This is a genomic window from Mucilaginibacter metallidurans (assembly GCF_003286435.2).
In the GTDB taxonomy this organism is placed as follows: domain Bacteria; phylum Bacteroidota; class Bacteroidia; order Sphingobacteriales; family Sphingobacteriaceae; genus Mucilaginibacter; species Mucilaginibacter gossypii.
The window spans coordinates 3,252,928-3,278,857 of the sequence record NZ_CP043449.1 but is presented as its reverse complement, the minus strand read 5'-3'; the positions used below and the strand labels follow the sequence as shown (position 1 = coordinate 3,278,857).

The 25,930-nt window shown below is 43.4% G+C and carries 18 protein-coding genes; all 18 read left to right on the top strand.

Going from position 1 to position 25,930, the window contains the following annotated elements:
* The first annotated feature begins 44 nt into the window (after nt 1-44).
* The 18 genes from DIU38_RS13920 (at nt 45) to DIU38_RS13835 (ending at nt 25,926) form a co-directional block, all read left to right on the top strand.
* Nucleotides 45-1,949: a tetratricopeptide repeat-containing sensor histidine kinase gene (locus DIU38_RS13920; RefSeq protein ID WP_112657954.1), complete on the top strand. Its 1,905-nt coding sequence runs from the start codon at nt 45-47 to the stop codon at nt 1,947-1,949.
* A 255-nt stretch (nt 1,950-2,204) separates the two neighbouring features.
* The gene (locus tag DIU38_RS13915) at nt 2,205-3,275 is read left to right on the top strand and encodes a fatty acid desaturase (RefSeq protein ID WP_112657956.1); all 1,071 of its coding nucleotides are present in this window, start codon (nt 2,205-2,207) and stop codon (nt 3,273-3,275) included.
* A 447-nt stretch (nt 3,276-3,722) separates the two neighbouring features.
* Nucleotides 3,723-5,252, top strand: coding sequence for a TolB family protein (locus DIU38_RS13910; protein WP_112657960.1), 1,530 nt, complete (start codon nt 3,723-3,725; stop codon nt 5,250-5,252).
* 16 nt (nt 5,253-5,268) lie between these two features.
* Entirely contained in the window at nt 5,269-6,183 is a 915-nt protein-coding gene (locus tag DIU38_RS13905) for a TIM barrel protein (protein ID WP_091175478.1), read from the top strand.
* 181 nt (nt 6,184-6,364) lie between these two features.
* On the top strand, nt 6,365-6,976 hold the full coding sequence (locus DIU38_RS13900) for a gluconate 2-dehydrogenase subunit 3 family protein (RefSeq protein ID WP_112657962.1): 612 nt from the start codon (nt 6,365-6,367) through the stop codon (nt 6,974-6,976).
* Nucleotides 6,977-6,979: 3 nt separating this feature from the next.
* Nucleotides 6,980-8,695, top strand: a complete 1,716-nt coding sequence (locus DIU38_RS13895) for a GMC oxidoreductase (protein WP_112657964.1) — start codon at nt 6,980-6,982, stop codon at nt 8,693-8,695.
* 282 nt (nt 8,696-8,977) lie between these two features.
* The gene (locus DIU38_RS13890) at nt 8,978-10,657 is read left to right on the top strand and encodes a GMC oxidoreductase (RefSeq protein ID WP_090524591.1); all 1,680 of its coding nucleotides are present in this window, start codon (nt 8,978-8,980) and stop codon (nt 10,655-10,657) included.
* Between the two features lie 36 nt (nt 10,658-10,693).
* Complete coding sequence (locus DIU38_RS13885; protein WP_091175426.1) at nt 10,694-12,121, top strand: Gfo/Idh/MocA family protein; 1,428 nt, start codon at nt 10,694-10,696, stop codon at nt 12,119-12,121.
* A 120-nt stretch (nt 12,122-12,241) separates the two neighbouring features.
* Entirely contained in the window at nt 12,242-12,808 is a 567-nt protein-coding gene (locus DIU38_RS13880; protein WP_090524595.1) for a gluconate 2-dehydrogenase subunit 3 family protein, read from the top strand.
* Nucleotides 12,809-12,957: 149 nt separating this feature from the next.
* Nucleotides 12,958-14,109, top strand: a complete 1,152-nt coding sequence (locus tag DIU38_RS13875; RefSeq protein ID WP_243770749.1) for a Gfo/Idh/MocA family protein — start codon at nt 12,958-12,960, stop codon at nt 14,107-14,109.
* Nucleotides 14,110-14,134: 25 nt separating this feature from the next.
* Entirely contained in the window at nt 14,135-15,187 is a 1,053-nt protein-coding gene (locus DIU38_RS13870) for a sugar phosphate isomerase/epimerase family protein (RefSeq protein ID WP_112657968.1), read from the top strand.
* A 452-nt stretch (nt 15,188-15,639) separates the two neighbouring features.
* The gene (locus DIU38_RS13865) at nt 15,640-16,947 is read left to right on the top strand and encodes an MFS transporter (protein ID WP_112657970.1); all 1,308 of its coding nucleotides are present in this window, start codon (nt 15,640-15,642) and stop codon (nt 16,945-16,947) included.
* 141 nt (nt 16,948-17,088) lie between these two features.
* Complete coding sequence (locus tag DIU38_RS13860) at nt 17,089-17,532, top strand: c-type cytochrome (RefSeq protein ID WP_091175416.1); 444 nt, start codon at nt 17,089-17,091, stop codon at nt 17,530-17,532.
* 37 nt (nt 17,533-17,569) lie between these two features.
* Nucleotides 17,570-18,820, top strand: coding sequence for a nucleoside permease (locus tag DIU38_RS13855; RefSeq protein ID WP_091175413.1), 1,251 nt, complete (start codon nt 17,570-17,572; stop codon nt 18,818-18,820).
* A gap of 2 nt (nt 18,821-18,822) precedes the next feature.
* Entirely contained in the window at nt 18,823-19,716 is an 894-nt protein-coding gene (locus DIU38_RS13850) for a hydroxypyruvate isomerase family protein (protein ID WP_112657972.1), read from the top strand.
* A 50-nt stretch (nt 19,717-19,766) separates the two neighbouring features.
* The gene (locus DIU38_RS13845) at nt 19,767-20,642 is read left to right on the top strand and encodes a sugar phosphate isomerase/epimerase family protein (RefSeq protein ID WP_112657974.1); all 876 of its coding nucleotides are present in this window, start codon (nt 19,767-19,769) and stop codon (nt 20,640-20,642) included.
* Nucleotides 20,643-20,660: 18 nt separating this feature from the next.
* Nucleotides 20,661-21,431: a 3-keto-disaccharide hydrolase gene (locus tag DIU38_RS13840; RefSeq protein WP_112657976.1), complete on the top strand. Its 771-nt coding sequence runs from the start codon at nt 20,661-20,663 to the stop codon at nt 21,429-21,431.
* 427 nt (nt 21,432-21,858) lie between these two features.
* Complete coding sequence (locus DIU38_RS13835; RefSeq protein WP_146750321.1) at nt 21,859-25,926, top strand: hybrid sensor histidine kinase/response regulator; 4,068 nt, start codon at nt 21,859-21,861, stop codon at nt 25,924-25,926.
* The last annotated feature ends 4 nt before the right edge of the window (nt 25,927-25,930 follow it).

The window sequence follows — 25,930 nt, the reverse complement described above, 5'->3', positions numbered from 1 at the left end:
TGTATTAAGTTTATTGTTAGATTGCAGTCTGAAACTGTTAGCGAATGACAAGGCCCCTTGGTTTATTATTGCTGTTATTGATGCATAGTACTGTTTATGCGCAAAAAACAAGCGGAATTGAGCCGGAAAAATCGCCATCACTAATCAAAACCATCGACAGCCTTAACAAACTTGTTGAGGAAACCTATGTTAGTGCCCCCTACGAGGCAAGGATAAGAGCTGAGCATGCGTTGCTGCTTTCGGAAAAAATAAAATACAATGAAGGTACTGGTGCCGCTTTTTTAAATTTAGGGCATGTGTACTGGTCGCAGTCATACTATCCTATCAGTTTGTTTTATTTTAATTCGGCTTTAAATTATCTGCCCAAAAACAAGCCGCTGTTATTGGCCCACTGTTATAGCTCCATGAGCAGGGCTTATACAGATTTGCAAAACTATAGCAAGGCTCTAAAAAATTTAGGCATAGCCGCCCGCTTTGCAGGCCATGATCCAAAAATGCTTGCCGAAGTTTATAACGAACGTTCATTTGTTTACGCCAAGCTTAAACAATATGATAAAGGCATTGCTCTTGCCAAACTTGCCATGCAGCTTAGCCGTACGGTAAATGACCAGCCCGCGATATGTATATTATATAGCCGGCTGGCGAACGCTTATCGGTTAAAGGGGCAATATCAACAGGCGGTCGCTTATTCAGACACTGCCCTGCAAATGAGTTATATTGTGAATAACAGGCGTTTAAGAGCTATCTCATTTATTGAACGTGCTGTTATTTACAATTCGTTAAGCCGGTTTGACAAAGCCATTAACCTTGCAAAAAAAGGTGCTGCTTTATCCGATAGCATCGGTGTTATGGATGGCATTTCGTCGGCTTATAAAACCATGGCCTATAGCTTTGAGCAAAAGCACGATATGGTGCAGTCGTTAGCCTATCAAAAAAAATATACCCAGGCGCTTGATAGCCTCAGTGCTGCCAATAAGCGTAAAAGTACCGAGCTCATACAGAGTTATTTTGAGCTCAACAGCCGTCTTAATGCTATTGCCGCGGTTGAGGAAAAGGCAGGGCAATACCGCGAAAAAATTCATTTGCAAAAGGTTATAATCATTACACTGCTCATTTCATTGCTGGTTGTAATATTGGCTTTGTCGGTTACCTATTACCTTTATAAACAAAAGCGGGTATTAAATAACCGGATGCGCAAGCAGCATAAAGCCTTATTAATTCAAAAAGAACTGATTGAAGACCAATCGGCAAACCTGGCAAATATTAATAATCTTAAAGATAAGTTACTGGCTGTAATAGGGCATGATCTGCGTACACCGCTTGCTAATCTGAATTCTATATTACGTTTGTACAATACCCGTGTTTTAAGCGACGATGAAGTTCAGGACCTGATGAAGGAAATAGAGCCGGTGGTACAGGGCGCCGAATTAACCCTTTCAAACCTGCTTGAATGGGCGGGCAGCCAAATCAAAGGCGTTAATCTTGAAGCATCGGCAGTCGATATTTATTTAATTGGCAATGAAATCGGGAGGATTTTTAGTTACCTTTTTCAGCAAAAAAACATCAGGTTTGAAAACATGGCTTTACCCGGGATGTGTGTGCAGGCCGATGAGAGGCATGTAAAAGTAGTTTTAAGTAACCTGGTTAGTAATGCTATTAAGTTTACGGGCAATTACGGTATTATTAGTTTACTAAGCACCGTTGATGAAGGTATGGTGGTGATTAGTGTTAACGATACCGGCAACGGTATTCCTGCAGAAAAACTTGGCAAGTTATTTAGCCTTAATACGAAATATACAGCAACAGGTACTTCCGGCGAGAAAGGCACCGGCATTGGTTTGTTTTTATGTAAAGAGCTTATTGAGTTTAACGGCGGCAGGCTTTGGGTAAATTCAGAAGTAAACAGGGGCAGCACTTTCAGTTTTTGTCTTCCTTTGGTAACAGATTAAGCTTCCTCAAAAATTATTCCTTTTTTAAATTAATGGTTTGCTACACGATTAATGCTTATTAAGTAATATGTAGCTGATATTAACTTTTATAGTTTCTTATAAAGAAATTTAATTATTTTGAAAAAGTTTTAATCATTTGTTGGGTAATTTAAATCTATTTCTGACGTTAATACGTATAAACAATAAGTTATTTTTACTATATTGTGACAAAATAGACAGATATTTCCCACTCTTTAACTAACCTCCCAAAACTTAATGGCATTTTTAAACACTGTGCTCGAACCACCTGCATATGGTTGGACAGATGAACTTGGCAATCTCTCAAAACCCACCAACAAGCAAATTGTAAAGGAATTTTTTAAAAGGCTTAACGTATTCAGCAATAAAAAGAACTGGCTTTCATTTTTAAGCTGGTCGCTGGTTGTGGCTTTGGTGCCGTTTTTAGGCCTGTTCATTTTTAAATATTTCAGTATTACAGGGCTTATCGTTGCCTTTATATACAGCATGATCATTATGGGCACCCATGGTACTATCTGGCATCACCGGTATTGCACCCATGGCGCTTATACTTTTAAAAATAAATTCTGGCGGTTTTTTACCCAAAACCTTACGCTTAAAATCATTCCTGAAGAAATCTACGCAGTATCGCACCATGTGCACCACGCTTTATCTGATCAGCCGGGCGATCCTTACAATGCACAAGGTGGTTTTATGTATTGCTTTTTAGCTGACGTTAACCACCAGCCCATAGCACGAAACATGGACGAAGCCACTTACAAAAAATGTGTTAACCTGATGAAACACACCGGGGTAAATACAAATACTTACAAGCAATATCAAAAATGGGGCACCCTGGCTAATCCAACCCGAACCATAATTGGTATTATACTGAATTGGGGCTTTTGGTTTACAGCTTTCTACCTTTTAGGCGGACCGGCATTAGCCTGTGCTGTATTTGGCTCTGCCGGTATTTGGGCAGTTGGTGTACGTACATTTAACTACGAAGGTCATGGAAAAGGAAAAGATATGCGCCGTGAAGGTATCGACCATAACCGCGAGGATATGTCAATCAATCAGTTGTGGCCGGGTTATGTAGCAGGTGAGTGGCATAACAACCACCATTTATATCCTAAAAGCGCCCGATCTGGCTTTAAACCATATCAGTTTGATTTGGCCTGGTGTTATATTAAAATGATGAGTATGCTTGGTGCAGTAAGCTCATACAGGGATTCGAAAGCTGACTTTTTGAAGGAATATTGTACACCTGTTCCGGTAGCAGTACCTGCAGCTATACAGGTTACCGAAATATTAGTAGCTGCGGAGTAAGCTGTTATTAAATACATTAAAAGGCCATAGCAAAATTATTGCTGTGGCCTTTTTTTTGGTTTGCCGCCACTTTGGCTGCTGTTAGTATTGTCATCGTCATCTTGTGGAAAGAAGAAAAGGCGTGGGATTGCGCGATTCCCTCCCCTGGGAGGGTGTAGGGAGGGGTTTCGTCGACGTGCCTATACCGGAAATAGCAGATGAACCCCTCCCTGCCATTACACATTTCCATCACACCCCTCCCGGGGGAGGGAATTGAAAAACTTCTAATCAGTTATTCTGATAGCACCAACAACTACAGCAAATCCCCACTCCGTGTTAAAATTACACTTTGTAAAAATCTGGCTATATATCAAAAATGTGGAGAATTGTTAAAATAGTACTATCTTAATAGCGAATTGATTATATACCTTAGTGAACCGATTATAGTGTACACTAAACACCAAACCAATGCGCTGTAAAATATTAAATGTTGTGTTATGCATGGCTTGCATTGCCTTGTTTTCTGCCCGGGTTAGTGCTCAGGGCGTGGGAATATTTGAAGGCCAAACCGATGTTGGTACGGTCAAGCATCAGGGCAGCGGTGTATATGACGCTAAACTACAGCAATATATACTTACCGGTTCGGGCCAGAATATCTGGGCTACACATGATGATTTTCACTTTGTGTGGAAGAAAATGAAAGGCGATTTCATATTGCGTACCAACGCTGCATTTATAGGCAAAGGTGCTGAAGCACACCGTAAGGTAGGTTTAATGGTGCGTACTACGCTCGATTCAAATTCAAAACATATCAATGCGGTTGTTCATGGAGATGGCTTAACTTCGCTTCAATACCGTAAAACTGTGAGCGGCATTACCGAAGAAAAGAAAGCTTCCATCACCGCTGCTGACGTGATCCAGCTGGAGCGTAAAGGTAATACGTATACCATGTCGGTAGCGCGCAAAGGCGATTTGTTTGTGAGCGAAGAAGTTACAGATCTTGATTTGGGAGATGACGTGTATGTGGGCATTTTCATCTGCTCGCACAATGCTGATGTTACGGAGAAAGCGGTATTCAACAATACACGTATCGTCACACCCGCTCCGGCCACATTGATACCTTATAAACAATACTTAGGCAGCGCCATTGAGTTGCTTGACCTCGAAAGTCAGAACGCGACAGTGGTTTATCAGTCACCAAAATCACTCCAGGCCCCAAACTGGACACTTGATGGCAAATCACTCATTTATAACAGCGAAGGTTCACTTTATAAATTCGATCTTAAATCGCATATGCCAACGGCACTCAATACCGGCATCGCTAAAAATAATAATAACGACCATGTGCTTTCCTTCGATGGCAAAATGCTGGCTATCAGCAGCGGCGATGGTGGCCCATCAATAGGATACACAGTTTCTTCGGCCGGTGGCGAGGCTACACGGGTAACCCAAACCGGGCACGGCGCAAGTTATATGCATGGATGGTCGCCCGACAAAAAGTACATCGTTTTTTGCGGTGAGCGCAATAAGGAATTTGACGTTTACCGCATCCCCGCGGCAGGCGGGCCAGAAGAACGCCTTACCAATACTCCCGGCCTTGATGATGGCCCTGAGTATTCGCCCGATGGAAAATACATCTACTTTAATTCGGTGCGCAGCGGCCTGATGCAGGTTTGGCGCATGAAAGCCGATGGTAGTGAACAAACCCAGCTTACTAATGATGATTATAACAACTGGTTCCCGCATATTTCGCCGGATGGTAAATGGATAGTTTATATCACCTTCCTCAAAAGCGAAGTATCCCCCGGCGACCATCCTTTTTATAAGCATGTATATTTAAGGCTGATGCCGGTAGGCGGAGGCCCGTCAAAAGTAGTAGCTTATTTATACGGCGGTCAGGGTACTATCAATACCCCGTCATGGGCGCCGGATAGCAAGCACCTGGCATTTGTAAGTAATTCTGATTTATTGTTTCCTGTATTTCCTATTGCAAAATAACCTTAAACATATAACCATGTATACATCACGCAGATCATTTTTAAAAACCGGCGCAATGGCAGTAGCCGGGGCGGCACTACTTCCTGATAGTTTATTTGCCGCTACGGATAGTAAGCTTAAACGGGTGGGGGTGCAGCTTTACAGCGTACGCGATGCCATGAAGGCCGATCCGCAGGGAACGCTTAAAAAGATAGCTGATGCAGGTTACGCACATGTGGAACATGCTAATTACATCGACAGGAAATTTTACGGCTATACTGCCAAAGAATTTAAAAAGATCCTGGCCGACCTTGATCTGAAAATGCCAAGCGGTCATACTGTAATGACGCCTCAACATTGGGATGCAGCCAAGAATGATTTTACCGATGCCTGGAAATACACTGTTGAAGACGCTGCCACCATGGGGCAAAAGTTTGTGATAAGCCCATGGCTGGATGAAAAGGTACGTACAGATACCGATGCCCTGAAACGTACAATGGAACAGTTTAACAAATGCGGTGAGCTTTGCAAACAATCGTCAATGATGTTTGGCTACCACAACCATAACTTTGAGATCAGTACTAAAGTAGGCGATATCACCCTTTATGATTATATTATCCAAAATACCGATCCGGCTTTGGTGGCCCAGCAAATAGATATCGGTAACATGTACACTACCGGTGGCAGAGCGTTGGAGTTTATCAATAAATATCCCGGCAGGTTCCAGTCCATGCACGTAAAGGACGAAATTAAAGTACCGCCCCACGGTGGCGATGATACTGAAAGCACCATTTTAGGCGCGGGGATCCTGCCAGTTAGGGATATTGTAAAGGCCGGGGCAAAAAAAGGCGGCACCTCTTTGTTCATTATTGAGCAGGAAGCATACCAGGGCAAAGACCCAATCGATTGTGTAAAAATTGATTTACAAATCATGAAAAAATGGGGCTATTAATAGTATAAGACTAACTTACACCCCGTGAAGATTTAATTTTTACAGCCTTTGATTTTGAATTGTAATTATTAAGTTTGGGAGCACATTATAAATCATATTAAGCCTTTCTCGTTACCTGTTCAGTAAGCTAAAAGTTTTGTGACAGATAAATGGGCTTCGCTAAAACAATTTAGTTTAAACAATGGACCGGCGTACCGTCATTAAAAATCTGGCTTTGATAATAGGAGGGGCTGCGTTGCTCCCGGCCTGTTCGCAGGATAAAGCAAAGTCGAAGGTTGCACTCAAAAATATCGATATCACTGCCGATCAGGAACAGTTGATAGGCGATGTAGCAGAAACTATTATACCTAAAACAACAACGCCGGGTGCGAAAGACCTGCTGCTCCATTTATTTGTATTGAAAATGGTGGATGACTGCTATAAAAAAGAAGATCAGCAGGTGTTTGTAACCGGCATGGGCCATTTTGCGAACCAGTCTCAGAAATTATATAGTAAAACGTTTAATCAGCTCGATGTTAAAACCCGTGAAGCGTTTTTGCTGGATATAGAAAAAGAAGGTAAAGCGGAAGAAGAGACGACCAGGAAAAACAGTGATAAAAAAGATGCCGCACCTGCCACGCCTCCTGCCGGCAAATATTCACCCGAGCTTAAGAAGTTTTACGGCATGGTAAAAAGACAAACCATAAACGGTTATACCAATTCAAAATATTTTATGACTAAAGAAGTGGTATATGAGCTTGTGCCGGGCAGGTACAATGCGCATTTCCCTTACAAACAAAAGCAAGCAGTATAAGTAATGGCTAATTTAAATATCGACAGCGTTAAAGAACGCACTTTCGACGCGATAGTAATTGGCTCGGGAATGAGCGGAGGATGGGCTGCCAAAGAGTTTGCGGACAAAGGACTCAAAACACTGATATTGGAGCGTGGCCGCGATGTGAAGCATATTAAGGATTACCCGACTACCAATATGTACCCCTGGGAGTTTGAACACCGGGGCGAACTGCCGATGGCTGTACAGGAAGCTAATCCTATTGTAAACCGCTGTTATGCTTTTGGAGAAAGCGCCGCGCATTTTTTTGTTAAAGATGCAGAGCACCCCTACATACAAGATAAACCCTTCGACTGGATCCGCGGATACCAGGTTGGCGGCAAATCCCTGCTTTGGGCACGTCAAACCCAGCGCTGGAGCGATTTTGATTTTGAAGGCCCCGCCCGCGATGGTTTCGCGGTAGACTGGCCTATCCGTTACAAAGATATTGCACCATGGTATAGTTATGTAGAGAAATTCGCCGGCATTTCGGGTAACCGTGATGGCATTGCCGAATTGCCGGATGGTGAGTTCCTACCCGCATTCCCGTTAAATACTGTTGAAGAATATTTCAGAGATCACGTAAAAAGTAAGTATAAAAACCGTTACGTGATCAGCGCCCGTTGCGCCCACCTGTCAACCCCTAATCAAATCCACCTGGATCAGGGCAGGGTACAATGCCAAAGGAGAACGATCTGTGAGCGTGGTTGCCCCTTTGGTGGCTATTTCAGCGCAAATGCTACCACTATCCCCTGGGCTTTAAAATCCGGGCACGCTACGTTGAGGCCGTTTTCGGTAGTGGAATCTATTATATATGATGATAAGCTGGGTAAAGCTACCGGTGTGCGGGTTATTGATACCAATACCAAAGAAGCTATCGACTATTACGCCAAAGTAATATTTGTCAATGCAGCGGCGTTAAATACCAACCTGATATTGCTTAATTCCAAGTCGCACCGTTTCCCTAATGGTTTGGGCAATGATAGCGGTGTGCTGGGTAAATATGTAGCTTTCCATAATTATTCGGCCCATATTGGAGCCGAGTATGATGGCGCTAAAGAATGGACAACAGATGGGCGTAATCCTGCCGGCGGGGGGTACATCCCGAGGTTCAGGAACGTGTACAAACAAGAAACCGATTTTTTACGCGGCTATGCTTCAGGCTTTGGCGCTTACAGATCCCCGCAGCGTAGTTGGGACGGCGTAGGCAGCAGTCTGAAAGATAACCTGGCTAATAAAGAGCTTGGCCCGTGGCGTGTAGGCTCGCATATGATGGGCGAAACCATCCCGAAGGAAAGCAATTTTGTAAGTCTTGATGACAAGCAAAAAGATGCCTGGGGCGTACCATTATTAAAGATGAACATTGATTACGACGATAACGATGAGAAGATGAAGAAGGATTATGTGGAGCAGTTAACCGAGATGTTCACCAGCGCGGGTTTTACCAACATTAAAGCCAGTACCGATAAACGAGCACCGGGGCTTGATATTCATGAAATGGGCGGTGCCCGTATGGGGAATGATCCTAAAACATCGATATTAAACAAATGGAACCAGGTGCACAGCGTTAAAAACGTATTTGTTACCGACGGCGCCAGCATGACGTCAACCTCGTGCCAAAATCCGTCACTAACTTATATGGCCTTTACAGCAAGGGCTGCTGATTATGCCATGAGCGAGATGAAGAAGGGGAACTTGTAGTTTGCAGTTTTGAGTGGGCAGAAGCAGTTATTTAATAGTAGCAGTTGCAGTGAAAAGTAGCAGCTATTTAAAAGTAAAAGTTGTAGAAAAAAATGGCGATTGTAGCAGGAAAAAGTCACTGCAACTGCCAGTGCTACTGTCACTAAAATCTACTGCCAGTGCTACTGCAACAAAGAGCTATGTGTAAAAAAAACACAATGTAATATTTGGAAAATGAATTTTATTCATACATTTAACGAGATAACCAAGTAATAAACAAATTAAACTAATCATATTATTCGTATGTCTGCAAACACTTATGACGCAATAGTCATTGGCTCAGGAATTTCAGGCGGGTGGGCTGCCAAGGAACTAACACAAAAGGGTTTGAAAACCATCATGCTTGAGCGTGGCCGTAATATTGAGCACATTAAAGATTACGTAAACGCAACCAAAGATCCATGGGAATTTCCGCACAGAGGCGGCCGTACCCAGAAAATGATTGATGATTACCCGGTTCTTAAACGCGACTATCCTTTAAATGAAACTAACCTTGACTATTGGGCAAGTGATAAAGATAGTCCTTATACAGAGATTAAACGTTTCGACTGGTTCCGCGGTTACCACGTAGGCGGTCGTTCACTGATGTGGGGACGCCAATCGTACCGCTGGGCTGATGTTGATTTTGAAGCCAACTTAAAAGATGGCATCGCTGTCGACTGGCCTATCCGCTACAAAGACATCGCTCCGTGGTATAGCTACGCCGAGCAGTTTGCCGGGATCTCCGGTAATAAAGATGGTTTACCTATCCTTCCTGATGGCGATTTTATGCCGCCTATGGAAATGAACGTGGTTGAAAAAGACGTTTCAAAACGTTTGAAAGAATTTTATAAAGAAGCGCGTCACATGATCATCGGCCGTACGGCTAATATCACGGTACCGCATAATAACCGTACCAACTGCCAGTACCGTAACAAATGCTGGCTAGGTTGTCCGTTCGGTGCTTATTTCAGCACACAATCGGCTACGTTGCCTGCGGCTATGGCTACCGGTAATTTAACCGTTCGCCCTTGGTCTATCGTTACCAAAATATTGTACGATAAGGATACCAAAAAAGCCAAAGGCGTTGAGGTATTGGATGCTGAAACCAACAAAACTTATGAATACTTCGCTAAGATCGTTTTCGTAAACGCTTCAACCATTAACTCGGCCTGGATCCTGATGAATTCGGCAACCGACGTTTGGGAAGGCGGCCTGGGCAGCAGCAGCGGCGAACTTGGCCACAACCTGATGGACCACCACCTTAATGTTAGCGCTTATGGCCGGATTGAAGGTTATGAGGATAAATATTATTTCGGTCGCCGTGCAAATGGTTTCTATATCCCGCGCTACCGTAACCTTAACGGCGAAAAGCGTGATTACATCCGTGGTTTCGGTTACCAGGGTTCGGCAAGCCGCGAAGGCTGGAGCCGTGATATTGCCGAACTGAACATTGGCGGTGCGTTTAAGGATGCATTGACCGAACCAGGTTCATGGCATATAGGTATGGGCGCTTTTGGCGAAACATTGCCTTATCACGAAAACAAGGTTACCATCGACAAAACCAAAAAAGATAAATGGGGCTTGCCTGTTGTTGCTATTGATGCCGAATTGAAAGCGAATGAACTGAAAATGCGCATCGATATGGAAAAAGACGGCAAAGAAATGCTGGAAGCTATTGGCGCTAAAGATGTACAAACTTCAAGCACTAATCCGTTCCTTGGCCGTGGTATTCACGAAATGGGTACCGCACGTATGGGCCGTGATCCAAAAACTTCAGTATTGAACGAGTGGAACCAGGTTTGGGATGCTAAGAACGTATTTGTTACCGATGGCTCATGTATGACTTCGGCAGCTTGCCAAAATCCGTCGCTTACTTATATGGCATTAACCGCACGTGCTGCTAACCATGCTGTTGAGATCCTTAAAAAAGGCGAAATTTAATCTGCATCACATAAAAACAACCTAATAAAAACACCTATGACTGAAGAAAAGGACAAAACCCCAAACCCGTCGAGACGCCAATTTATTAAAAGCAGCGCTATAGCGGCCGCTGGTTTTATGATAGTTCCGCGCCATGTTTTGGGCGGTAAAGGTTTTATAGCTCCAAGCGACAAGTTATTGATTGCCGGCGTAGGTGCCGGTGGTAAAGGACAAAGCGATATTGCTAATTTTTACAAAAGCGGCAAAGCCGAGATCGCCTTCCTGTGCGATGTTGACGACCGCAGAGCGGCAAGGTCACGCAGCGATTTTCCTAAGGCAAAGTATTATAAAGACTGGCGCGAAATGTTTGACAAAGAACACAAGCATTTTGACGCGGTATCGGTTTCAACACCCGATCATAACCACGCCATTATTACCTATAATGCTATGCAGCTGAACAAACACGTTTATGTTCAGAAACCGTTGACGCATGATATCTGGGAAGCCCGTTTGCTAACAGAGGCTGCCAAAAAGTATAAAGTGGTTACACAAATGGGTAACCAGGGTGCATCAAATGATGGTACGCGCCTAATGTCGGAATGGTATGATGCCGATCTGATTGGCGATGTACACACTGTTTACTGCTGGACAAACCGCCCCGTTTGGCCGCAAGGCATTGCATGGCCGCCGCCACAACCAAACATTCCTAAAGAACTGGATTGGGACCTGTGGCTGGGTACAGCACCTAAAAAAGATTATGTTGATAAACTGGTACCATTTAACTGGCGCGGCTGGTGGGATTACGGTACCGGTGCCCTTGGCGATATGGGCTGTCACCTGGTTGAAGCTCCTTTCCGGGTGTTGGGTATTCAGTATGCTAAGGATGTACAGGCCAGTGTTGGCAGTGTTTATGTAGATGAGTTTAAAGAAGGACACTTCCCTGAAAGCTGCCCTCCGTCAAGCCACATTACCTTAACATTCCCTAAAACCGATAAAACCAAAGGTGATGTTACACTGCACTGGATGGACGGTGGTATCCAACCAGAAAGGCCTGCTGAATTATTAGCGAGCGAAGATTTTGGCGGTGAAGAAGGTAACGGTACATTGTTTATTGGTACAAAAGGTAAAATGTATGCGAGCACCTATTCTGATGCAGCAACATTATTGCCGAAATCGCTTACCAAAAGCGCTAAAGCTCCGCAGAAATGGGCACGTGTACCGGGCGGCGCTAACGGCCACTATGCACAATGGGTTGAAGGCTGTATTGCCGGTTACGGTAAAACAGAGCTAAGCTCATCGTTTGATAAGGCTGGTCCGCTTACTGAGGCTTTATTGATGGCTAACCTTGCGGTTCGCGGTCATGAGCTAAATGGCGGCAGGGTAAAATTAGTTTGGGATAACCAGGCTATGAAAGTTACCAACTTTGATGCTGTTAACCAATATATAAAACGCGATTACCGCGAAGGTTTCGTGTTAAAAGCGTAATTTAGGAATACGTGATTAGTTGGGAAAAGACTTACGAAGTTTTTAAAACTTCGTAAGTTTGGTAAACACTAATTCACTAACCCCAACTAATTCACTAATTCGTTAAATCAATAATTAAACATGAATAGAAGAGAAGCGATAGGCAGGGTAGGTTTGATCCTTGGCGGTACCATCATCGGCGCCGAGTTCTTCATCTCCGGATGTAAACCATCTTCGCCGAAAGTAAACGACCTTTTTACACAGGATGATGTGGCCCTGATGGATGAAATTGGCGAAACCATTTTGCCTGCAACCTCAACCCCGGGTGCTAAAGCTGCCGAAATTGGCAAATTTATGACGGTAATGGTACAGGATTGCTATACTGCCGATGATCAGAAAATTTTCACTAAAGGCCTTAAAGACCTGAATGATGCAAGCGACAAAAAATTTGGTAAAAAGTTTTTAGAGGCTACACCTGAGCAACGTACAGAACTGTTAACCGAGCTTGACAAAGAACAAAAAGCATATACCAAAACAAAAAAACCGGAAGATCCTAACCATTACTTCAGGATGCTGAAGGAATTAACCCTGCTGGGTTTCTTCACTTCAAAACCGGGTGCCACACAGGCATTGCGTTATATTGCCGTTCCTGGTAAATATGACGGCAACCTGCCATACAAAAAAGGTGATAAAGCCTGGGCAACCTAAAAAATTGCAATATCAATTGATTATACCTTTGATTTTTACAAAATTTGAATTGCTATCAAAAACAGCATTATGTAATAATGCTGTTTTTGATGTATACAATCGATTGAGAAGCGTTTAATCATCAAAAACATCAACCCCAACAAAAACAAATGAAATTAAGATTAGGAATGATAGGCGGCGGACAAGGTGCCTTTATTGGTGCCGTACACCGCATAGCTGCCCGTATTGATGGTGAGTATGAATTGGTTTGCGGCGCTTTTAGCAGTAATGCCGAAAAATCACAGGCCAGTGGTGTTTTGCTTGGTTTACCGGCAAGCCGCTCTTATAGCTCTTACCAGGAGCTTATCGAAAAAGAAAAACAACTGCCCGAGAACGAACGTGTGCAGGTGATCAGCATTGTAACACCTAACCATGTACATTTTGCCCCAACCAAAATGGCGCTTGAAAATGGTTTTCATGTGGTGCTTGATAAACCCATGACTTTTTCGCTTGAGGAAGCTAAAGAACTGGAAAAAGTAGTTAGTGCATCGGGCAAACTATTTTGCCTTACGCATACTTACACAGGCTACCCCATGGTTAAGGAAGCTAAGCAATTGATCAAAGCAGGTGCAATAGGTACAGTACGGAAGGTTTATGTTGAGTATCCGCAAGGATGGTTGAGCAGTTTTTTAGAAGGAGAAGATAACAAGCAAGCCTCCTGGCGTACCGATCCGGGTAAAAGCGGGATTGCCGGTGCCATGGGCGATATAGGTACACACGCCTTTAACCTTGCCGAATACGTTACCGGCTTACAGGTTACTAAAATTTGTGCCGATATCAACATCGTAGTTGCAGGCCGCAAGCTTGATGATGATGGCGCGGCATTGTTGAAATTTAACAATGGTGCAAGCGGCGTGCTTACGGCTACCCAAATTGCAGCCGGCGAAGAAAATAATGTGAAGATCAGGGTTTATGGTGAAAAAGGCGGTTTGGAATGGCACCAGAGCGATGCTAACTCATTAACTGTAATGTATACCGATAAGCCTGCCGAAACCTGGCGCACCGGCGGGGGGTATACCAGCTCATTCGCGCAGCATAATACACGTACGCCTGCCGGTCACCCCGAAGGTTATCTGGAGGCATTTGCCAACCTGTACCGTAATTTTGCTTTGACAGTTAAAGCAGGTTTGGAAGGTAAGCAGGCCACTCCCGAAGAACTTGATTTTCCGGGTATCGAAGAAGGCGTTCGAGGAATGGCCTTTATTGAAAATGTGATAGCCTCAGGTAAATCAGATGCCAAATGGACTGATTTCACTATTTAATCCACCATCTATTTAAAAAAAAGACATGACTACTATAAAAGGACCTGCCATATTTATAGCACAGTTTATAGGAGACGCGGCACCATTTAACAGCCTTGAATCTATTTGCCAGTGGGCAGCGGGTTTAGGTTACAAAGGTGTGCAGCTGCCAACAAACGATACCCGTTTTATCGACCTGCAAAAAGCCGCCGAAAGCAAAACTTATGCTGATGAAATTAAAGGTATAGTTAACGCCGCAGGGTTAGAAATAACTGAGCTATCAACCCACCTTCAAGGCCAGCTGGTAGCGGTAAACCCGGTTTATGACGATCTGTTCGACGGTTTCGCACCTGAGCATTTACGTGGTAACCCGGCCGAAAGGCAAAAATGGGCTGTACAGCAATTGAAATATGCTGCGCAGGCTTCAAAAAATTTAGGTTTAAATGCTTCGGTTACCTTTAGCGGTGCCCTGCTTTGGCCTATGGTATACCCATGGCCGCAACGCCCTGCCGGGATTGTTGAAACTGCTTTTGGTGAACTTGCTAAACGCTGGACACCGATACTGGATGTGTACGAAGAAAACGGGATCGACCTTTGCTATGAAATTCACCCGGGCGAAGACCTGCATGATGGTATCACTTACGAAATGTTCCTGGATCATGTAAAAGGCCACAAACGGGCCAACTTACTGTTCGATCCATCGCATTTTGTATTACAGTGCCTTGATTATTTAGATTATATCGATCTGTATCATGAACGTATTAAAATGTTCCACGTTAAAGATGCTGAGTTTAATCCAACAGGTCGCCAGGGTGTTTACGGTGGTTACCAGAACTGGGTTAACCGCGCAGGCCGTTTCCGCTCATTGGGTGATGGTCAGGTTGATTTTAAATCGATATTCAGTAAATTAACACAATATGATTACAAAGGATGGGCTGTGCTTGAATGGGAATGTGCGCTCAAACATCCTGAAGACGGTGCAAGGGAAGGTGCCCAATTCATTAAAGATCATATTATCCGTGTAACCGAACGAGCTTTTGATGATTTCGCCGCATCAGGTTCTGATGACGCTTTCAACAGGAAAACGTTAGGGATATAATTTCCGATTTCCGATATCGGATTTCGGATTTCGGATTTTCGATTTCGGATTTATTGAATTTAAAAAAAAGCGTCATGCCGAACTTGTTTCGGCACCCCACAAGATAGGTATGCGAGTGCTTAGCATGGCTGCCTGGCAAGTGGGGTGCTGAAGCAAGTTCAGCATGACGACATGATTTAAGACTTATGAAGTTTTTAAAACTTCGTAAGTCTGGATTCTAAAATTGTTTTTCCGTCATTGCGAGGTACGAAGCAATCCCCGATTAGCAGAGCAGCTATGCAAAGCGCTCAGTATAGTTCGCGATTGCTTCGTTCCTCGCAATGACGCAATTTGAAATTGCCACTTTGAAGATGAGCTTTGCAATGCTGGTAAATACAAAGCTGAAACAATTCAGTAAAAGCATTTTGATACAGCCAATTAACCAATTATCAAATAACCTTAAATAATTTAAAATGCAAACTATTAACCGTACACAGCTATTCAGGGCAAGCTGCCTGTCGTTGCTGGTAACCTCATTATCATTCGGTATCCGTGCCGGGATTTTGAATGACCAGGGCGTAAGATTTCATTTGAACGCTTCGCAACTGGGCACCATTGCAGCAACTGCTTTCTGGGGCTTTCCGCTGGCTATCATTGTAGGCGGCTTTATTGTCGATATCATCGGTATGAAAAAGCTGCTGGTGTCAGCTTTCGTGTTTCACCTGGTGGGGATCCTGCTTACCATTTTTGCCAATGGCTACTGGACGCTGTTTCTTTCTACCTTAATGATTGGTATTGCTAATGGTACGGTTGAAGCTTCATGTAACCCGCTTGTAGCTTCGCTATATACAGATAATAAAACTACAAAGCTTAATCACTTTCATCTATGGTTCCCGGCGGGCATCGTGATCGGTACACTCATCGTGTTCGGACTGGATACCACTTTGGCCCATGGCGTATCGCCCAAACCATATTGGATCTCGCAGGTTGAAATTGCTTTGATGCTGATCCCTACCATTGCTTATGGGTACCTGTTTTCGAAATTGGATTTCCCGGTTACCGAGCGTGTATCTGCCGGTGTAAGTACCGAGGATATGTATAAGGCATTGATCAACCCCTTGTTCCTGTTCATGATCATTTGTATGTTCGGAACAGCTATTACCGAATTATTCACCAACCAGTGGACTGACGTTTTATTCAAAACAGTTACGGACAACGCCATCCTTATTTTAACTTTTGTTGCCTCGGTACAGGTATTGGGCCGCGCGTTTGCAAGCCCGATAGTTCATCGTTTGGCGCCTCAGGGGGTACTATTGATCTCGGCCATATTATCAGCTTTGGGTATTTATTTGATGGTACACCTGCATGGTGATGCTATCTATTTTGCAGCAGTAGTTTTTGGTTTGGGGGTAGCTTTCTTCTGGCCTTGCATGATAGGCTTTGTGGCCGAAAACCTGCCGCGTACAGGTGCCGTAGGTTTAAACCTGATGGGCGGTGCCGGTATGTTCGGGGTATCTATTTATATGATGTTCATGGGTGGTTTTTACGATAAAATCATGGCTTCGAAATTACCGGCGGGCGCCAGTCTGGATGCTTACCGGTCGGCGCCGGCGGGCTCGGATATGGCTAAGGCGTTTGATGCAGCACGGTCGGCGGCAGGTCCTGAAGTATTAAATACTACCCTGATTATCCCGATTGCATTAATCGTTGCATTTATAGGATTGGTAATTTATATGCGCTCACGTAAAAAAACCGCTTCATTAGGCGCTATATCGGTTTAATGAGGCTTTAATTATGATAAAAAGTTGTAATTTTCGCCTGATTAACCAACCCAATTAAAATTACATGATGAAAAACAGCAGGGCATTGTTAATGAACAGGTTTTCTGTTAGGTTATCATCGAAAACAACAATTAAACTCTTATGAAAAAAGTATTCGTTATTCTTTGTATCAGCGCAGCGTTTGCTGCCTGTGGCGGAAATTCATCAAAAAACACCGGTGGTAGCGATAGCACTAACGGTACAAACCAATCAGCTAAAGCTGCCGATGCCAATGCTGATACTGTAGTAGCAAAAACCGGCACCGAACCGGCAGGTGGTTCTGCAGGTTCATCAGCCGGCGAAAAATTAATTGCAACGTTAGATTGCAGCACCTGTCATAAAGTTGACACCAAAGTTATTGGCCCTGCATTTCAGGATATAGCAGGTAAATACGAAGCTTCAGATGCTAATATCGAAATGTTGGCTAAAAAGATCATCGCCGGCGGTAGCGGCAACTGGGGCAACATAGCCATGACCCCGCACCCTTCATTGCCTGAAAGCGATGCCAAAGAAATCGTTAAATATATTTTATCATTAAAAAAATAACGAGAAGGATAAGTCAGTCTGGCTTTAAAATATAATTATGAATATCGGAATTAGGGTAAAACTTTCAACAATGATGTTCCTGGAGTTCTTTATCTGGGGAGCGTGGTTTGTAACAATGGGCACTTATTTAACAGTTACGTTAAAGGCTACCGGCACACAAAATGCGGGTGCTTACGCAACGCAATCGTTAGGTGCTATTATAGCCCCTTTTGTGATCGGACTTATTGCTGATAAGTATTTTTCGGCACAAAGGATTCTGGGTGTACTGCACCTGTTGGGCGCGGCCTCACTTTATTATGCAACTACCATAGCTGATTTTGATAAGTTTTATCCTAATATCCTGTTTTACATGATCATTTACATGCCAACACTGGCACTGGTAAATTCGGTTTCATTTAAGCAGATGCAAAACCCAAGTAAAGAGTTTCCTTTAATCAGGGTATTCGGAACAGCAGGGTGGATCATTGCAGGTATAGTTATCGGCTTATTAGGATGGGAAAAAAGCGGAACGCTTGTGCTCACCTTCAAAATGGCATCAATAGCATCCCTCATATTGGGTTTATTGAGCTTTACATTGCCTGATACCCCTCCGGTAAAAAGAGGGCAGAAGACCACATTTGGCGATATCATTGGCTTAGATTCAATCAGCTTATTAAAAAACAGGTCGTATTTAATTTTCTTTTTGGCGTCGGTAGCCATATGTGTGCCCTTGGCGTTTTACTACAACTTTACCAACCCTTTTTTAAATGAAGTGGGCGTTAAAGCCGCTGCCGGTGTACAGGCCATGGGGCAGGTATCCGAGCTGGCGTTCATGGCGGCGATGCCTTTGTTTTTTGTGCGGTTCGGTGTAAAAAAAATGCTGGCTATCGGTATGCTGGCCTGGGTACTGCGGTATATATTCTTTGCCTACGGCGACGCAGGTTCAAGCTACTGGATGCTTATTGCGGGTATAGTAATGCATGGTATCTGTTACGATTTCTTCTTTGTAACCGGTCAGATCTATACCGATAATTTAGCGGGCGAGCGTTTTAAAAGCGCGGCCCAGGGCTTTATTACCTTAGCTACTTATGGCGTAGGTATGCTTATAGGTTCGTACATTTCAGGCCCTATTGTTGATCATTGGAAAGTATCCGATACATCACATAACTGGCAAACCATTTGGCTTATACCTGCAGGTATTGCCGCTGTGGTATTGATATTATTCCTCGCTTTATTTAAAGATAAAACAAGCATGGCCACAAAACCAGGTTTGGATATTCAGGAACCATCAGCACAAACCGAAATATAATTATGGCATCAAATCAAAACAGGCGGTCGGCTATCAAAAGCATGATCGCGGGCACGGCGGCAATTGGCGCGTCGGGTGTATTATCTTCATTTACCACCGAAACTGAAAAACATATGCAGGCTGATGTTAAGCTCAAAGGCAATATTAACCATGCTGTATGCCGCTGGTGTTACGGCGATTTTACGGTAGATCAACTTTGTGCCGCCGCTAAGGATATCGGCATAAAAGGGATCGATCTGGTTGGCCCTTCAGACTGGCCTACACTTAAAAAATACGGCTTGTTCTCATCTATGTGCAATGGTGCCGAGATCAACCTTACCGATGGTTTTGGTGATAAACAGTTTCATGCCAAACTGCATGAAAATTATACCAAAATGATCCCGCTGGTGGCAGAGGCGGGTTATAAAAACCTGATCTGCTTTAGCGGCAGCCGTCGCGGTAAAACCGATGAGGAAGGCTGGAATAATTGCGTTGAAGGCTTGAAACCTATGGTTGCCCTTGCCGAAAAACACAACGTAATATTGGTAATGGAACTGCTGAACAGCAAAATTGATCACAAAGATTACCAGTGCGACAGGGTAGAGTGGGGCGCCGAACTTTGCCGCAGGCTTGGTTCAGAAAACTTTAAATTGCTGTATGATATCTATCATATGCAGATTGACGAAGGTGATGTGATCCGCAATATCCGCGCTAATCATCAGTACATCGCTCATTACCATACCGGCGGTGTTCCCGGCCGTAACGAAATTGATGAAACCCAGGAACTTTACTACCCGGCCATTATGCGTGCCATTGTGGAGGTAGGGCATAAAGGCTTTGTAGCCCAGGAGTTCATCCCGAAACAGAAAGACAAAATAGCTTCGCTTAAAAAGGCGGTGCATATTTGTGATGTTTAAACCTTACATCACCTTATCACTCTAAAAAGCTAAACTAATAAAACAAATACATGACAACCAGAAGAACATTTTTAGCACAAGCCGGATTAATGGCAGCAGGCGCAATGCTTACGCCGAAATTGGTATCGGCGAAAGCTTCAAATAAAGTGGGCCTGCAATTGTATAGCCTGCGCGATCAGTTACCCAAAGATGTTAAAGGTGTTATTGCACAAGTGGCAAAAGCCGGTTATAACGAAGTTGAAACCTTTGGTTTTAACAAAGAAACCGGTTATTGGGGATTAAAAGGTAAAGAATTTAGTCAGCTTTTAAAAGATAATGGCTTAACAACTCCAAGCGGTCATTATGGACTGGACGAATACTTTGGCTCTGGTAAAACTGACGACCTGAACGCATACATTGAGGTTGCCAATACCATTGGCCAGTCACATATTATTATCCCTTCTTTAAACCACAACTTTATTAAAACGGTTGACGACTGCAAAGGCGTTGCCGAGAAAATGAATAAGATTGCCGGGATCCTGAAAGCATCGGGCTTAAAATTAGGTTACCATAACCACAACTTTGAGTGGGCGCCTGTCGGTGATACTACTTTTTACGATGTAGTACTTAACAACACCGACCCTAAACTGGTGGCCATGGAAATGGATCTTTACTGGGTAGTACGCGCCGGAAAAAACCCGGTTGAGATTTTTGAAAAACACCCCGGCCGTTTCGCTTTTGTGCATGTTAAAGACAGGGATAAAACCAATGCCGAACTAAATACAGAAATAGGTAACGGTGATATCGACTTCAAAACCATATTGGGTAAAGCTAAACTTGCGGGCATTAAGCACTTTATTGTTGAGCAGGAAAACTATACCAATATTGATCCGTATGTGAGCATTGCAAAAAGTGCTTCATACCTTAAAAATACGCTTCACGTTTAAACCAATTATTTTAGAGAGATGAAATATCCATTAATACTAACCGCCCTTTTAGCAGGCAGCTGCTTCATGGCAAACGCGCAAAATGCCAAACCGGAAGACACCGAGATTTGGGAGCCGGTACCTAAGGTAGTTACACCGGGCAAAAATTTAGGCGATGCCCCTTCAGACGCAATTATTTTGTTTAACGGTAAAGGCCTTGACGAATGGGTTTCTGTTGAAGATAAAACTCCGGCTAAATGGCTGGTTAAAGGTGATGTACTTACCGTAAATAAAGCTACCGGTAACATCGAAACTAAAAAAAGTTTTGGCAACTACCAACTGCACATTGAGTGGAAAGTGCCTGCAAACATTACAGGCAGCGGACAGGCCCGCGGCAATAGCGGCGTGTTCTTAGCTTCGATAGGTAAAGGTGACGCAGGCTATGAGCTACAGGTTTTAGATTCGTACGAAAACAAAACTTATGTTAACGGCATGGCAGGCAGCTTGTATAAGCAAGTGATCCCACTGGCAAACCCTGGTCGTAAACCCGGCGAGTGGAATGTTTATGATGTAATTTGGACCGCCCCTGTATTTAATGAAGACGGTTCATTGAAATCGGCAGCAAGGGCTACCGTATTTTTCAATGGTGTACTGGTTGAAAATAATTTTGAGCTGCTTGGTCCTACACAATACATCGGAAAACCATCGTACGAAGGCAAAAAACATGGCCCGTCGCCAATTAAGTTACAGGCCCATGGCGATAAGAGCGAACCGCTTAGCTTCCGCAATATTTGGGTAAGAGAGCTGTAAGCAGCGCTACTAATTTTTGAAAATATGATAAGCCTCCCGGTAATGCCGGGAGGCTTTTTTTATGATATTTAAAGGCGAAATCTACGGTTGCTAAGCGCTGTCGCTATTTACATAGTGTATTTACTAATCAGTCTGTTAGCTTTGGTCTTTGTGTATTTCGCTTTCAGTTTTTATATCATTGCTTTTTTTTGTCTACATTAAACTTATAAATATTATAGCCGTATAAGTTAACTATAAACCATTCTGTTTCTCTTTTTAAGGAACGGATTTTCACGAAAATTAAAACTCAACACCGCCTGTTATTTTGAATATCTATAAATATTTGTTTGTTGTGGTTGCCTTGTTGATTACCCGAAACGGGTTTGCGCAAGATAGGAACCTTAAGTTTGAGCATATCGGCACCCGGGAGGGCTTATCACAAATTAATGTGAGTACCATAATTCAGGATAGCCGGGGTTTTATGTGGATAGGTACCCGCGACGGCCTTAACCGGTATGACGGGTATAGCTTTGTGATATATAAGCACAGTATCCAGGATGATAATTCATTAAGCAGTAACCTGATATCAGACATTGCCGAAGATAAAGAGGGCAACATATGGCTGGCCACGCTTTTTGGCTTAAATAAGCTCGACCGCAAAACAGGTAAGTTTATACATTACTTTCATGACAGCGCCAATTCAAACAGCATCTCAAGCAATTTTGTAAACAGGCTGATATTTGATCATGATGGTATTTTATGGATAGGCAGCCAAAAAGGTGGGCTCGACCGGTTTGATATCTACCAAAATAAATTTACCCATTATAAACACAACGAGGCCGACCTGTCGTCATTAAGTGACGATGATGTAACCGCATTAAAAGAAGACTCCAAGCACCGTTTATGGGTTGGTACCCTGAACCACGGCCTTAATCTGTTTGACAGAAAGAAGGAAACTTTTACACGATATCAAAGCCAGCCGGGGGTAAACGCCAGTATTTCAGGAGGCTATGTAATTGCTATATACGAAGATATTGAGGGCAGGTTATGGATAGGGACGGAAGATGGCGGGCTCAATTTATTTGACCCGGGAAAAGGCACATTTAAACATTACCTTGAGAGTAAAAAAGATTCCGGCTCTAACTCTGGCTATAGTGTTTTGGCATTAAACATGGACCTGAACGGTAATTTGTGGGTAGGTACCGAAAATAATGGCGTTAATATCCTGAACCCTGTAACCGGAAAAATAACAGCCTATAAGCATGATGATATTGACAGGGGCAGTATGAATGGTAATTCCATTTACAGTATTTGCCGGGATAGGATGGGGAATATGTGGCTTGGGGCATTTAGTGGCGGCATTAACCTGTATAAGCGCAGTACCGAAAGTTTTTCGCATTTCAGGCATAGCTCATCGCCAAACAGCCTGGCCAATAATTTTGTACTGTGCCTGCATGAAGATCAGGATAGTAATATTTGGGTAGGCACCGACGGGGGCGGTGTTAATGTGTTTAATAAGGATGGTACCGTTAAACATTATGTGAATGATCCGGCTAACGCCAATAGCCTGACCGGAAATTATGTATTGAACATCATCCAGGATTTTAAAGGTGACTTTTGGATAGGTACCTGGGCAGATGGTTTGTGCCGGTTTAATCCCCGCACCGGCAGTTTTACCGGTTTTAAACATGACGTGGCAAAGCACGGCAGCTTAAGTAATAACAATGTTTATGCCCTTACCCAAACCCGCGACAACCGCATCTGGGTAGGCACCTATAACGGCGGACTCGATTTGTATGACGAAAAGTCGGGCGCATTTTCGGCTTTTAATTATGATCCTAATGATCCTAAAAGTATCAGCAGCGATAGGGTATATTCCCTGCTTGAGGATCATAACGGCAATTTTTGGGTTGGTACTTTTGATGCCGGCCTCAATTTGATGGATAGGAAAACAGGTACCTTCACCCGGTTTCAGCACGACGAGAGGCGTAACAGCATCAGCAATAACAGTGTCCCCGATTTGTTTGAGGATAGCAAGGGCCGCATCTGGATCAGTACACTTTCGGGGCTTAATCTATTTAACCCGGTTACCAAACATTTTACGGCGTTTACGACCAAAAATGGCTTACCAAGCGATGTCATTTATGCTGTGCGCGAAGATAAGCTGGGCACCATATGGGTTAGTACCAATAATGGCTTATCCAACTACGATCCGGTTAAGCAAACCTTTAAAAACTATACTATTGAAGATGGTTTACAGGATGAAGAATTTAAATCACATTCGGCCCTGCAAACGAAGGATGGCAGGATCTTTTTTGGAGGGATTAACGGTTTTAATTCCTTTACACCCGGACAGATCTTAAAACCATCCGCCTTTATGCCCCTGGTTATCACCAATTTTCAATTGTTCAATAAAACAGTGAAAATTGCCCGCGGCAAGGATGATCCATCGCCCTTAAAACAAGATATAAGTGACACCAAATCAATTAAATTATCCTATACTCAATCTGTAATTACATTACAGTATGCGGCGCTTGATTACTCTTCATCTGATAAAAAGAAGTACAGTTACATACTCGAAAACTTCGACACAGACTGGAACAATGTGGGAAGCCGGAATACTGCTTCATACACCAATTTGCCACCGGGCGAGTATACATTTAAGTTAAAGTATCAGAATACATCAGGGTTATGGTCGCCACCTTCAGCGGGGTTGAAAATTACTATTGTGCCGCCGTTTTGGTTAACCTGGTGGTTTAAATTAATTACCGCGGTAACTATTGTTGCTTTGGTATACTTTATTTTCAAATACCGGATTAAATTTCTGAAAGCACAGAAAACCGTACTGGAACGTCAGGTAAAGGAACGTACCGAAAGCCTGGTAAAAATGACCGCGAATGAACGCCTGGCCCGTGAGGCATCAGAAAAAGCGCGTGAAGAAGCCGAAAGCGCCAATAAAGCCAAGAGTATTTTCCTGGCTACCATGAGCCATGAAATCCGGACACCTATGAACGGTGTTATCGGTATGGCAACATTGCTGGCCAGTACCCGGCTTACCAGTGAGCAGGAGGAGTATACCGAAACCATAAAAAATTGCGGCGATGCCCTGTTAACGGTTATTAATGATATCCTCGATTTTTCTAAAATTGAATCGGGCAATATGGAGCTTGATGAAGAGGATTTTGACCTGCGCGATTGCATAGAAGGTGTTTTGGATGTTTTTGCTGAGAAAGCTTCGCGGTTAAACCTTGATTTGGTTTACCAGGTTGAACATAATGTGCCGGTTCAAATTATTTCCGATTCGATACGTCTTCGACAGATCCTGATTAACCTGGTAGGCAATGCTGTGAAATTCACCACCCAGGGCGAAGTTTTTATACTGGTGGGGGTAAAAGAACAAAAAGATGACGACCTGGAATTGATCTTTAAAATAAGGGATACAGGCATCGGCATTGCCGAGGATAAACTGGAGCGTTTGTTTAAGCCGTTTTCGCAGGTTGATTCAAGTACAACCCGTAAATATGGCGGCACTGGTTTAGGCTTGGCTATAAGCGAAAAACTGGTTAAGCTAATGGGCGGCGAAATCAGCGTACAAAGTGAAATAGGCAGGGGGACTACTTTCTCGTTCACCATAAAATCAAAAGTGGGGCAAAAGGTAAAACGAAATTACGTTTACCTTAACCTTGCCGAGCTTGAAAACAAGCGTATTTTATTTGTCGATGACAATGCTACCAATCGCGATATAATTGACACGCAGCTGAGGCAGTGGAAATATGATCCTGTAGTTGTGGCATCGGCAACTGAGGCGTTAAAAGTGCTTAACGATCAGGATGAGCATGTTGACCTGCTGATAACAGATATGAGCATGCCCGAGATGGATGGCCTGCAGCTGGCTAAAGAAGTAAAACGGAAATTTCCTGAAATGCCCATTGTATTATTAAGCTCGATAGGCAGCGAACAAAGCAAACGGGAAGACAATGTATTTAACGCGGTATTGACTAAGCCTACAAAGCATAATCTGTTACATAAGCATATAGTTGAGCAGTTAAAAGCCGGCAGCGGTATTAAAACTGAGTACCACCAGGTGCAAACGGCGTTTTCTAAAGATTTTGCTAAAAATTACCCCATGAGCATCCTGATAGCTGAGGATAATTTAATAAACCAGAAACTTGCTATGCATATGTTAAGTAAAATGGGCTATAGCGCCGATATTGCCGAAAATGGCCATGCTGCGTTAAATGCTATGGTAGCAAAACATTACAACCTTATTTTGATGGATGTACAAATGCCCGATATGGATGGTTTGGAAGCAACGCGCTTTATCCGCAGTAACATGCAGGACCAACCGGTAATTATTGCCATGACCGCAAACGCAATGCCTGAAGATAAGCAGGCATGTATTGACGCCGGGATGAATGATTATCTGAGCAAGCCCATGAAACTTTCTGACTTAATGGAGATGCTTGAAAAATGGGGTAAATATATAAACGGACATAATGCAGGTTTAATGAATTGACATT

What these genes read in the sequence shown, in the direction of transcription:
- DIU38_RS13890 (WP_090524591.1), top strand. Translation starts at nt 8,978, where the DNA reads ATGTCTGCAAACACTTATGACGCAATAGTCATTGGCTCAGGAATTTCA.
- DIU38_RS13860 (WP_091175416.1), top strand. Translation starts at nt 17,089, where the DNA reads ATGAAAAAAGTATTCGTTATTCTTTGTATCAGCGCAGCGTTTGCTGCC.
- DIU38_RS13865 (WP_112657970.1), top strand. Translation starts at nt 15,640, where the DNA reads ATGCAAACTATTAACCGTACACAGCTATTCAGGGCAAGCTGCCTGTCG.
- DIU38_RS13920 (WP_112657954.1), top strand. Translation starts at nt 45, where the DNA reads ATGACAAGGCCCCTTGGTTTATTATTGCTGTTATTGATGCATAGTACT.
- DIU38_RS13870 (WP_112657968.1), top strand. Translation starts at nt 14,135, where the DNA reads ATGACTACTATAAAAGGACCTGCCATATTTATAGCACAGTTTATAGGA.
- DIU38_RS13845 (WP_112657974.1), top strand. Translation starts at nt 19,767, where the DNA reads ATGACAACCAGAAGAACATTTTTAGCACAAGCCGGATTAATGGCAGCA.
- DIU38_RS13850 (WP_112657972.1), top strand. Translation starts at nt 18,823, where the DNA reads ATGGCATCAAATCAAAACAGGCGGTCGGCTATCAAAAGCATGATCGCG.
- DIU38_RS13895 (WP_112657964.1), top strand. Translation starts at nt 6,980, where the DNA reads ATGGCTAATTTAAATATCGACAGCGTTAAAGAACGCACTTTCGACGCG.
- DIU38_RS13840 (WP_112657976.1), top strand. Translation starts at nt 20,661, where the DNA reads ATGAAATATCCATTAATACTAACCGCCCTTTTAGCAGGCAGCTGCTTC.
- DIU38_RS13910 (WP_112657960.1), top strand. Translation starts at nt 3,723, where the DNA reads ATGCGCTGTAAAATATTAAATGTTGTGTTATGCATGGCTTGCATTGCC.
- DIU38_RS13885 (WP_091175426.1), top strand. Translation starts at nt 10,694, where the DNA reads ATGACTGAAGAAAAGGACAAAACCCCAAACCCGTCGAGACGCCAATTT.
- DIU38_RS13905 (WP_091175478.1), top strand. Translation starts at nt 5,269, where the DNA reads ATGTATACATCACGCAGATCATTTTTAAAAACCGGCGCAATGGCAGTA.
- DIU38_RS13875 (WP_243770749.1), top strand. Translation starts at nt 12,958, where the DNA reads ATGAAATTAAGATTAGGAATGATAGGCGGCGGACAAGGTGCCTTTATT.
- DIU38_RS13880 (WP_090524595.1), top strand. Translation starts at nt 12,242, where the DNA reads ATGAATAGAAGAGAAGCGATAGGCAGGGTAGGTTTGATCCTTGGCGGT.
- DIU38_RS13855 (WP_091175413.1), top strand. Translation starts at nt 17,570, where the DNA reads ATGAATATCGGAATTAGGGTAAAACTTTCAACAATGATGTTCCTGGAG.
- DIU38_RS13915 (WP_112657956.1), top strand. Translation starts at nt 2,205, where the DNA reads ATGGCATTTTTAAACACTGTGCTCGAACCACCTGCATATGGTTGGACA.
- DIU38_RS13900 (WP_112657962.1), top strand. Translation starts at nt 6,365, where the DNA reads ATGGACCGGCGTACCGTCATTAAAAATCTGGCTTTGATAATAGGAGGG.